Source organism: Brevibacterium luteolum (assembly GCF_025147615.1).
Lineage (GTDB): Bacteria > Actinomycetota > Actinomycetes > Actinomycetales > Brevibacteriaceae > Brevibacterium > Brevibacterium luteolum.
Genome location: NZ_JALXPM010000073.1, coordinates 1 through 8,617, shown reverse-complemented (window position 1 = coordinate 8,617; position 8,617 = coordinate 1). Strand labels below are relative to the sequence as shown.

Sequence of the window (8,617 nt, the reverse complement as noted above, 5' to 3'; positions counted from 1 at the left end):
GGACATACTGCCGGAGGCGCCCTCGGACAACCCGAGGGCATGCAGGGGCCCCCCCCGCCCCCCCCCCCCCCGCCGCCGCCGCGCCCCCCCGCCGGCGCGGGGGTCGACGGCTGCCGAGCAGTCCCCGCGCCATCAGCGCCAGCCCCTGCCGCGCGGGCGCGGACGCAACTGGTTCTCCAAACGCTGGATCTACTGGAAGCGCCGCTACTCCAACCCCACCCGCCGCGACTGGGTGCTGCTGGCCAGCCTCATCTGGATCGTCCTGTCAGCAGCCGCTGCGCTGCTGAGCTTCCGGCTGGGCGGATTGACCTTGGCCGCCGGCCTGTTCCTGCTGGCGGGCCTGCGGATGCTGCCCGGCCCACTCGGGGAGATGTGGGTCAACCGGCCGCGCCGGGCCGACGTCATCACCATCCTCATCCTCGCCGGTGCGCTCGCCGGACTCAGCCTCGTCGTCCCCGGCCACTGACCCACCGCCGCGGCCAGGCACCGGCGGCTGGGTGAAGACGGCGTGAACACAGCGTTTCCACTCGCGCGAGATCCTTTACAGCCGGACGCTGACCTGCAAAGGTGGAGTGCACAGCCGGTCACCTGACCGGGACGCGATGTTGAGAAGGAGTTTGATATGGGACTCGGAGACCTCGGCAATAAGGCGAAGGACGCGGTGAACTCGGACAAGGGCGAGCAGGCCGCCGACAAGGGCCTCGACCAGGCGTCGCAGAAGGCCTCGGATGCCTCCGGCGGCAAGTTCGACGACCAGATCAACAAGGGCCGGGATGCCGCAGACGGCAAGCTCGGCAACGAGTGACGCCCCTGTAAACCGACACGCAGATCACGGGCTGATTCAGGCCCAGACTGACACGCAGGCCCAGCACCGTACGGTGCTGGGCCTGCGTCGTGTCCACCGCGCCCGAGGCTGCTCGGATCCGTCAGAGCTTCTCGACCGGGGCATAGCGCATGAGCAGCCGTTTGGTGCCCAGCGACTTGAAGTCGACGACGGCGACGGTCTTGTCACCGCTGCCCTTGACCTCGATGACGGTGCCGAGGCCGAAGGAATCATGCGAAACCCGGTCGCCGGCAGCGACCTGGACGACCTCGCGGTTGGGCCGGATGCGGTTGGGGAACCCGGTGCCCGGCGACTTCGACGCCGCACGCGACGACGAGCTGCGCTCGGCCGCCGAGTTGGAGCGGAACGAGCCCGACCCGCCGGTGAACCCGCCGCCGTAGGAGCCGCCGGTGGACCCGCCGCCGTACGAACTGCCGAACCTGCCGCCGTACGAACTGCCGAACCCGCCAGCACCAGAACCGCCGGAGGCAGCGGTGAGGGCCTCGGCTGACAGGGTGCCGGTGCTCTCCCACTCGATGAGCGAGGCGGGGATCTCGGTGAGGAACCGGCTGGGCGGGTTGTACTGCGGCTGGCCCCACATGCTGCGGGTCTCCGCGCGCGTGAGGATGAGCCGCTTCTGCGCACGTGTCAGCCCAACATAGGCCAGCCGGCGCTCCTCGGACATCTCTGACGGATCGTTGAAGGAGCGCTGGTGCGGGAAGCTGCCGTCCTCCATACCGGTGAGGAACACGGTCGGAAACTCCAGACCCTTGGCCGTGTGCAGGGTCATGAGCGTGACTTCCCCGGACTCCTCATCCGGGATCTGGTCGGCATCCGAGGACAGCGACACGAGCTCGAGGAAGTCATCGAGTGTCGCCCCCTCACCGCGGGCATCGAAGGCCTCGGCAACGGCGACGAGCTCGGCGAGGTTGTCCACCCGCGACTCGTCCTGCGGATCTGTGCTGGCCTGCAGCTCGGCCAGATACCCGGTCTGCTCGAGCACCGATTCGAGCACGCGGGCGACCTGCGCGCCCTCTGCCGTCGACTGCAGGTCTGCGAAAAGCGCCCGGAACTTCTCCAGCGGGCCCTTCGCCCGGCTGGAGAGCCCCGGCACCTCGTCTGCGCGTTCGAGCGCCTCGAAGAAGGTCACCCGCTCGCGTTCGGCGAACGCACCGAGCATCGCGACCGTCCGGTCGCCGATCGAGCGCTTGGGCACGTTGATGATGCGGCGCAGGTTGACGTCATCGGCCGGGTTCGCCAGCACCCGCAGGTAGGCGAGGGCGTCCTTGATCTCCTTGCGCTCATAGAACCGGGTGCCGCCGACGACCCGGTAGGGCATGCCGGCGCGCACGAGCGCATCCTCGATCGCACGGGACTGGGCGTTCGTGCGGTAGAACACCGCACAGTCGCCGTAGACGGTGTCGCCTTGGTCGATGAGCTCATCGATCCGGTCGACGATGAACTGCGCTTCAGCCTGCTCGTTCTCGGCCACCCAGCCGACGACTGGCGCACCGTCACCGGCAGCCGTCCACAGCCGCTTGTCCTTGCGGCCCTCATTGTTGGCGATGACCGCATTCGCGGCTGAGAGGATGTTCTGCGTCGACCGGTAGTTCTGCTCCAGCAGGATGGTACGCGCCTGCGGGAAGTCCTTTTCGAACTCGACGATGTTGCGCACCGTCGCCCCGCGGAAGGCGTAGATCGACTGATCGGCATCGCCGACGACGGTCAGTTCCGCCGAGAGATGATCGGCATCAGCCCCGGCCAACGCCCGGATGAGCGCATACTGGGCCGGGTTCGTGTCCTGATACTCATCGACGAGGATGTGCTGGAACCGGCTGCGGTAGTAGGCGGCGACGTCGGCGAAGGCGCCGAGCAGATGCACCGTCTCCATAATGAGGTCATCGAAGTCGAACGCATTGGCCAGCCGCAGCCGCTCAGCGTACCGGCGGTACACCTCGGCGAGGGCCTGATCGGCCGGATTGTCCATCCGCGCCTGCCCGGCACAGTCTTCAGCGGTGATGAGGTCGTTCTTCAGCGCCGAGATCCGGTGCTGCAGCGACTTGGGGGTGAAGCGCTTGACATCGACATCGGCCTCACGGGCGACCTGCGTGATGAGCCGCAGCGAATCCTGCGCATCGTAGACGGCGAAGTTCGACTTCATGCCCAGCGTCTTCGCCTCCCGCCGCAGGATGCGCACACACGCCGAATGGAACGTCGACACCCACATGCCGCGCGCCTGCGGGCCGATGAGCGCGCCGATGCGCTCCTGCATCTCCTTGGCGGCCTTGTTCGTGAACGTGATCGCCAGCACCTGACCGGGATGAGCGCGCCCGGTGCGCAGCGCATAGGCGATCCGGCGGGTGAGCACCGTCGTCTTGCCCGAACCGGCACCGGCGACGATGAGCAGCGGCGACCCGGCATGCGTGACCGCAGCAGACTGTTCGGGATTGAGCCCATCGAGCAGCTCGGCCGGGTCACCGGCGCCGAGGCGGTGGGCGCCTGTCGCCCCCGTCTCACCTGCCGCCTCGGGCACGCCGGGTTCACCGTCGGCACCCGGGTCATCGGCCGGGTGGGCGATGTCAGCGAAGTCAGCCGGCGCCTCTGGCACGGGCATCTCCGGCAGCGCAGCGTGCGGCGGAGGAGAATCCGGGGCGGTGTTGAGGAACTCGAAGAGTGAAGACATGGTCTTAGCAATCTACCAACCGGGCCAGACACGGCCAAGGTGCCGACCGCCTCGGGCGCGGGGGAGAAGACGACGATGCCGGTACCCCGTGGCGGGGCGCCGGCATCTCCTTGAGCGGCAGTCGGCTCAGACGTTGACGAACACGGCGACGAGCACCGCCAGCAGGGCGAGTGCGAACGTCGCGTGGGCGAGGCCGGCGCTGGGCTCCGGGCCGGTCGCAGCGGCCGGTTCGCCGGCACCTGCGGTGGCGTGGGCGCGCTTCTGCTTGCGGTTGCCGATGAACGCGGTGACGGCCACGGCGATGGCCAGCAGCGCCTTGATGCCGACCTTCATGTGGAAGGCGGCAGACGGGTCACCGGCCATCTCGATGACGCCGACGAGCCCGATGCCGGTGATGAGCTGGAGGTAGGCGGCGTGCAGCATGCCGGGCATGACACGGGGCCGGCGGATCGCGGCGAAATAACCGCCGATGATGATCGCCATGCCGAGCAGGTGCAGGAACAGGAGAATATCGCGAAGAATTTCCATAGGCTTCATTCTAGTGGCAAGATTGTGCCCGAGTGATCGCGGCCCCGGGGTCTGCGGGCGGCCGGGACTGCATGATCCGCCCTGGTGTAATGGCAGCACGCCGGCCTTTGGAGCCGTGCAGTATAGGTTCGAATCCTATGGGCGGAGCGCGTCGACGATCCGGCCACCCGGATGAAGGAGTGAACATGCCCGTCAACCGCCCCGCAGCCGTCATCGTGCTGGCCGCCGGCGAAGGCACGAGAATGAAATCCGCCACACCGAAGGTCATGCATCCGATCGGCGGCCGGTCGCTGCTCCACCATGCGATCAATGCCGCCGCTGGTGCCCAGCCCCAGCACCTCGTCGTCGTCCTCCGGCACGCCCGTGAGCAGGTCGCCGAGCATGTCTCGGCCATTGCCGAGGCGATCGACCGGCAGGTGCTCGTCGCTGACCAGGACGACATCCCCGGCACCGGACGCGCCGCCGAATGCGCGCTCACCCAGCTGCCCGAAGACCTCACCGGCACCATCGTCGTCACCTACGGCGACGTGCCGCTGCTGACCGCTGAGACGCTCTCGGACCTCGTCGACTTCCACGAGCAGCGCTCTGGGGCGGTCACTGTGCTCTCCGCCGAGGTCGCCCGCCCGCACGGCTACGGGCGCATCGTCCGCGACGCCGCCGGCAACCTCGAACGCATCGTCGAGGAGAAAGACGCCAGCGCCGAGGAGAAGCAGATCACGGAGATCAACTCCGGTATCTACGCCTTCGATGCGACCGTGCTGCGCGAATCGCTTGCCCAGGTCTCGACCGACAACGCCCAGGCCGAGAAGTATCTCACCGATGTCATCGGCATCGCCCGCGCCGCCGGCGGGGCTGTCGCCGCCCGGGCGATCGAGGACTTCTGGCAGGTTGAGGGAGCCAACGACCGTGTGCAGCTCGCCCAGCTGGGCAAGGAGCTCAACAAGCGCGTCATCGAGAACTGGATGCGCGCAGGAGTCACCGTCGTCGACCCCGACACTACGTGGATCGACGCCGATGCGGTGCTCGCCGCCGACGCGACCATCCTGCCTGGCGTGCAGCTCTACGGGGCCTGCGACATCGCCTCGGGTGCGGTCATCGGACCCGACACGACGCTGACGGACACCGAAGTGCGCGCCGGCGCCCAGGTGGTGCGCACCCACGGCCAGCTGGCCGTCATCGGCGAGAACGCCAACGTCGGGCCCTTCGCCTACCTGCGCCCGGGCACTGAGCTGGGCACCGAGGGCAAGATCGGCACCTTCGTCGAGACGAAGAACGTCAAGATCGGCACCGGCTCGAAGGTCCCGCACCTGTCCTATGTCGGCGATGCGACGATCGGGGAGTACACCAACATCGGCGCTGCCTCCGTGTTCGTCAACTACGACGGCATCAACAAGCACCACACCACCATCGGCTCCTACTGCCGCACCGGCTCGGACACGATGTTCGTCGCCCCCGTCACAGTAGGCGACGGCGCCTACTCGGGAGCGAGCACCGTGATCCGCAAGGATGTTCCGCCTGGGGCGCTGGCCATCACGGTCGCACCTCAGCGCAATGTTGAAGACTGGGTAGTGAAGAACCGTCCAGGTACGCCTGCCGCCCAGGCTGCCGAGGCTGCTCAGCAAACGCAGAAGGAGTCGGAGTAGTGAATAAGATTACGGCAGCCGGTGAGAAGGAGCTCGTCCTCGTCACCGGCCGGGCGAACATGGAGCTGGCCGAGCAGGTCGCTGAATGTCTGGGCACTGAACTGCTGCCCTCCGACATCTACAACTTCGCCAATGGTGAGATCTACGTCCGCTACTCCGAGTCGGTGCGCGGCTCGGATGTGTTCGTCATGCAGTCCCACTGCGCCCCGATCAACGACTGGCTGATGGAGCAGCTGCTCATGGTCGATGCGCTCAAGCGCGCCTCAGCCAAGCGCATCACCGTGATCGCCCCGTTCTTCCCCTACGCCCGCCAGGACAAGAAGCACCGCGGCCGCGAGCCGATCTCCGCGCGTCTCGTCGCTGACATGTACAAGGCCGCCGGCGCCGATCGGCTCATCGCCGTCGACCTGCACACCGCGCAGATCCAGGGCTTCTTCGACGGACCGGTCGACCACCTCGTGGCCCTGCCGATCCTGGCCGACTACGTCAAGCAGAACCATCCGGGCGAACTGGCTGTCGTGTCCCCGGACGCCGGCCGCATCAAAGTCGCCGAGAACTGGTCGTCTGCCCTCGGCGGCGTGCCGCTGGCCTTCATCCACAAGACCCGCGACATCAACCGGCCCAACCAGACGAAGGCCAACCGCGTCGTCGGCGACGTCGAAGGACGCACCGCGGTGCTCGTCGATGACATGATCGACACCGGCGGCACCATCGTCCAGGCCGCCGATGCCTGCATGGAAGCCGGTGCGAAGGGCGTGGTCATCGTCTCCACCCATGCCGTCTTCTCCGGCCCGGCTGTCGAGCGGCTGAAGAACTCGTGCGCCTCCGAGGTCATCGTGACGAACACGCTGCCGCTGGAGGACTCGCAGAAGTTCGACAAGCTCACCGTGCTCTCGATCGCCCCGCTGCTCGCCCGCGCCGTGCACGAGGTGTTCGAAGACGGCTCGGTCACCAGCCTGTTCGAGATCGAATGACCTGCGCCTGACTCTCGGGCTCCCTGCGGCGTCCCGGCACCGGCCGGGGCGCCGCAGTCGGTTTGCCGCCGAGGTGCCGGAGTCGTTTTGCCGCGGAGGCGCCAGGCGAGTATCCTTGATGAGTTACCTCGGCGAGGGAAACCCATGTTTCCGTGATCGACGCGGTTCTCGTAAGCCCCCTTCTCCGGCGCACAGCGCCGCCGCCACCACCTCGGTGCCGGCCCGGGAGCGACCACGAGGCTCGTCCGCCGTGGTGCTCACATCACGAAGGAGAAGAAAATGGCTGACTTCAAGCTCATCGCAGAACGCCGCGAGGACTTCGGCAAGGGCGCTGCCCGCCGGCTCCGCCGCGCAGACAAGGTTCCTGCTGTCCTCTACGGCCACGGCGAGGACCCCATCCATCTGGCACTCGACGGCCACGCCACCATGATGGCGATGAAGATGCCCAACGCCCTGCTCGAGATCGAAAGCCCAGACGGCTCGAAGAACCGTCTGGCCATCGCCCGTGACATCCAGCGTCACGCGGTGACCTGGAACATCGAGCACCTCGACCTCATCATCGTCAAGCGCGGCGAGAAGATCGAGGTCGAGGTCCCGGTCGTCGTCGAGGGCGAAGCTGCACCCGGTACCGTCGTCTCCATCGACAACCAGGTCATCCGCCTGCTGGCTGAAGCCACCAGTCTGCCGGAGTCCGTCGAAGTCTCCATCGAGGGCCGCGAGGTCGGCGAGCACGTCTACGCCTCCGACGTCACCGTCCCGAAGGGCACCGAACTCGTCGACGATCCCGAGCTGCTCATCGTCAACATCTCCGCTGAGCTCTCCGAAGAGCAGCTCGAGGCCGAACTCGAGTCCGACGCGGTGGATGAAGAGGTCGCTGCAGCCACCGGTGCTCCGGCTGAGAGTGACGCCGAGGCCCAGGGCGGTGACGCCGAGGCTGAAGGAGGCGACGAGGAGTGATCCTCTCACCCAGCTGAGACGCCGAGCTGAGCGCCGGCTCACCTCTGAGCATGCAGCGGCAGGTTCCCACCCGGGGACCTGCCGCTGCGGCATTCACCCCACCACCGCCTCGGGCCCGGTCAGGCACGACAGGTAAGCCTGATCTAAGCCACGCGAGGCTCACTCACTCGCTACCGTAGACATGACCGGCAGGATCATAGCTGGCGATCACGAAGGAGGACGGCGATGGCCGATGAGACGTGGCTCGTCATGGGCTTGGGCAATCCCGGGGCGCGGTATGCCCCGACCCGGCACAACATCGGCCAGATGACCGTCGACGAACTCGCCGACCGGATGAGCCTCAACCTCACCAAGACCAAGCACGGCGCGGTCGCGGCGATGGGCCGGCTCGGCAGCATCGGCGGGAGGCCGGGACCGCGCGTGGTGCTGGCGAAGTCGCTGGGTTACATGAACGTCACCGGAGGGCCGACGCAGGCGCTGCTGAAGTTCTACTCAGTGCCCGCGGCCAACCTCATCGCCGTCCACGACGACGTCGACCTCGACTTCGACGCCATCAAACTCAAACGCGGCGGGGGAGAAGGCGGGCACAACGGGCTGCGCTCGATCACCCAGGCACTCGGCACCAAGGACTACCTGCGGGTGCGGGCCGGGGTCGGCCGCCCGCCGGGCCGCATGGACACGGCCTCGTTCGTGCTGCGGCCCTTCAGCACCGATGAGAAGAAGACCCTGCCGATGTTCATCAGCGATCTCGCCGATGCCGTCGAGATGCTCGTGACCGAAGGGCTGACGGAGACCCAGCAGAAGTACCACTCCCGCTGAAGGGCTGAGACTGCGCCTCAGGCCAAGGCCGCTGGCTAATGTGGGCTGCTGCGAAAGTTAGAAAAGTTGTTCATGGTTTCCGGCGCCACAACCATGAACAACTTTTCTGACTTTGGTCAGCTCTGCGTTTGGCGGCTCTTCGTAATTGAGGGTGTGGATCAGTGATTCCAGGACACGGCGTGGCGCTGCC

The 8,617-nt window shown here is 67.2% G+C and carries 8 protein-coding genes and 1 tRNA gene; 7 read left to right on the top strand and 2 right to left on the bottom strand.

Annotated elements, in window-relative coordinates; translation table 11 throughout:
• The first annotated feature begins 232 nt into the window (after nucleotides 1–232).
• Both M3C25_RS12740 and M3C25_RS12735 read left to right on the top strand, forming a co-directional pair.
• Nucleotides 233–466, top strand: a complete 234-nt coding sequence (locus tag M3C25_RS12740) for a hypothetical protein (RefSeq protein WP_239557067.1) — start codon at nucleotides 233–235, stop codon at nucleotides 464–466.
• A 156-nt stretch (nucleotides 467–622) separates the two neighbouring features.
• Nucleotides 623–805, top strand: coding sequence for an antitoxin (locus tag M3C25_RS12735; protein ID WP_102163146.1), 183 nt, complete (start codon nucleotides 623–625; stop codon nucleotides 803–805).
• A gap of 121 nt (nucleotides 806–926) precedes the next feature.
• Here the strand turns inward: M3C25_RS12735 and pcrA are convergent, their stop codons facing one another.
• Both pcrA and M3C25_RS12725 read right to left on the bottom strand, forming a co-directional pair.
• Nucleotides 927–3,506 carry a DNA helicase PcrA gene (gene pcrA, locus M3C25_RS12730; protein WP_259857119.1) on the bottom strand — a complete coding sequence of 860 codons (2,580 nt, stop codon included), beginning with the start codon at nucleotides 3,504–3,506 and terminating at the stop codon, nucleotides 927–929.
• A 126-nt stretch (nucleotides 3,507–3,632) separates the two neighbouring features.
• The gene (locus tag M3C25_RS12725) at nucleotides 3,633–4,034 is read right to left on the bottom strand and encodes a hypothetical protein (protein ID WP_259857117.1); all 402 of its coding nucleotides are present in this window, start codon (nucleotides 4,032–4,034) and stop codon (nucleotides 3,633–3,635) included.
• Between the two features lie 75 nt (nucleotides 4,035–4,109).
• Here M3C25_RS12725 and M3C25_RS12720 point away from each other — a divergent pair.
• The 5 genes from M3C25_RS12720 (at nucleotide 4,110) to pth (ending at nucleotide 8,427) form a co-directional block, all read left to right on the top strand.
• Nucleotides 4,110–4,181: transfer RNA gene (locus M3C25_RS12720), tRNA-Gln, on the top strand.
• 38 nt (nucleotides 4,182–4,219) lie between these two features.
• Nucleotides 4,220–5,677: a bifunctional UDP-N-acetylglucosamine diphosphorylase/glucosamine-1-phosphate N-acetyltransferase GlmU gene (gene glmU, locus M3C25_RS12715; RefSeq protein WP_259857115.1), complete on the top strand. Its 1,458-nt coding sequence runs from the start codon at nucleotides 4,220–4,222 to the stop codon at nucleotides 5,675–5,677.
• On the top strand, nucleotides 5,677–6,651 hold the full coding sequence (locus tag M3C25_RS12710; RefSeq protein ID WP_259857113.1) for a ribose-phosphate diphosphokinase: 975 nt from the start codon (nucleotides 5,677–5,679) through the stop codon (nucleotides 6,649–6,651). Before glmU ends, M3C25_RS12710 begins: the two co-directional genes overlap by 1 nt.
• A 279-nt stretch (nucleotides 6,652–6,930) precedes the next feature.
• Nucleotides 6,931–7,608, top strand: coding sequence for a 50S ribosomal protein L25/general stress protein Ctc (locus M3C25_RS12705; RefSeq protein WP_259857111.1), 678 nt, complete (start codon nucleotides 6,931–6,933; stop codon nucleotides 7,606–7,608).
• A gap of 225 nt (nucleotides 7,609–7,833) precedes the next feature.
• The gene (gene pth / locus M3C25_RS12700; protein WP_170275014.1) at nucleotides 7,834–8,427 is read left to right on the top strand and encodes an aminoacyl-tRNA hydrolase; all 594 of its coding nucleotides are present in this window, start codon (nucleotides 7,834–7,836) and stop codon (nucleotides 8,425–8,427) included.
• Nucleotides 8,428–8,617: the final 190 nt, after the last annotated feature.

Bases quoted from the DNA above. Each gene is read 5' to 3' on its own strand.
- M3C25_RS12705 (WP_259857111.1), top strand. From the start codon at position 6,931: ATGGCTGACTTCAAGCTCATCGCAGAACGCCGCGAGGACTTCGGCAAG.
- glmU (WP_259857115.1), top strand. From the start codon at position 4,220: ATGCCCGTCAACCGCCCCGCAGCCGTCATCGTGCTGGCCGCCGGCGAA.
- pth (WP_170275014.1), top strand. From the start codon at position 7,834: ATGGCCGATGAGACGTGGCTCGTCATGGGCTTGGGCAATCCCGGGGCG.
- pcrA (WP_259857119.1), bottom strand. From the start codon at position 3,506: ATGTCTTCACTCTTCGAGTTCCTCAACACCGCCCCGGATTCTCCTCCG.
- M3C25_RS12735 (WP_102163146.1), top strand. From the start codon at position 623: ATGGGACTCGGAGACCTCGGCAATAAGGCGAAGGACGCGGTGAACTCG.
- M3C25_RS12725 (WP_259857117.1), bottom strand. From the start codon at position 4,034: ATGGAAATTCTTCGCGATATTCTCCTGTTCCTGCACCTGCTCGGCATG.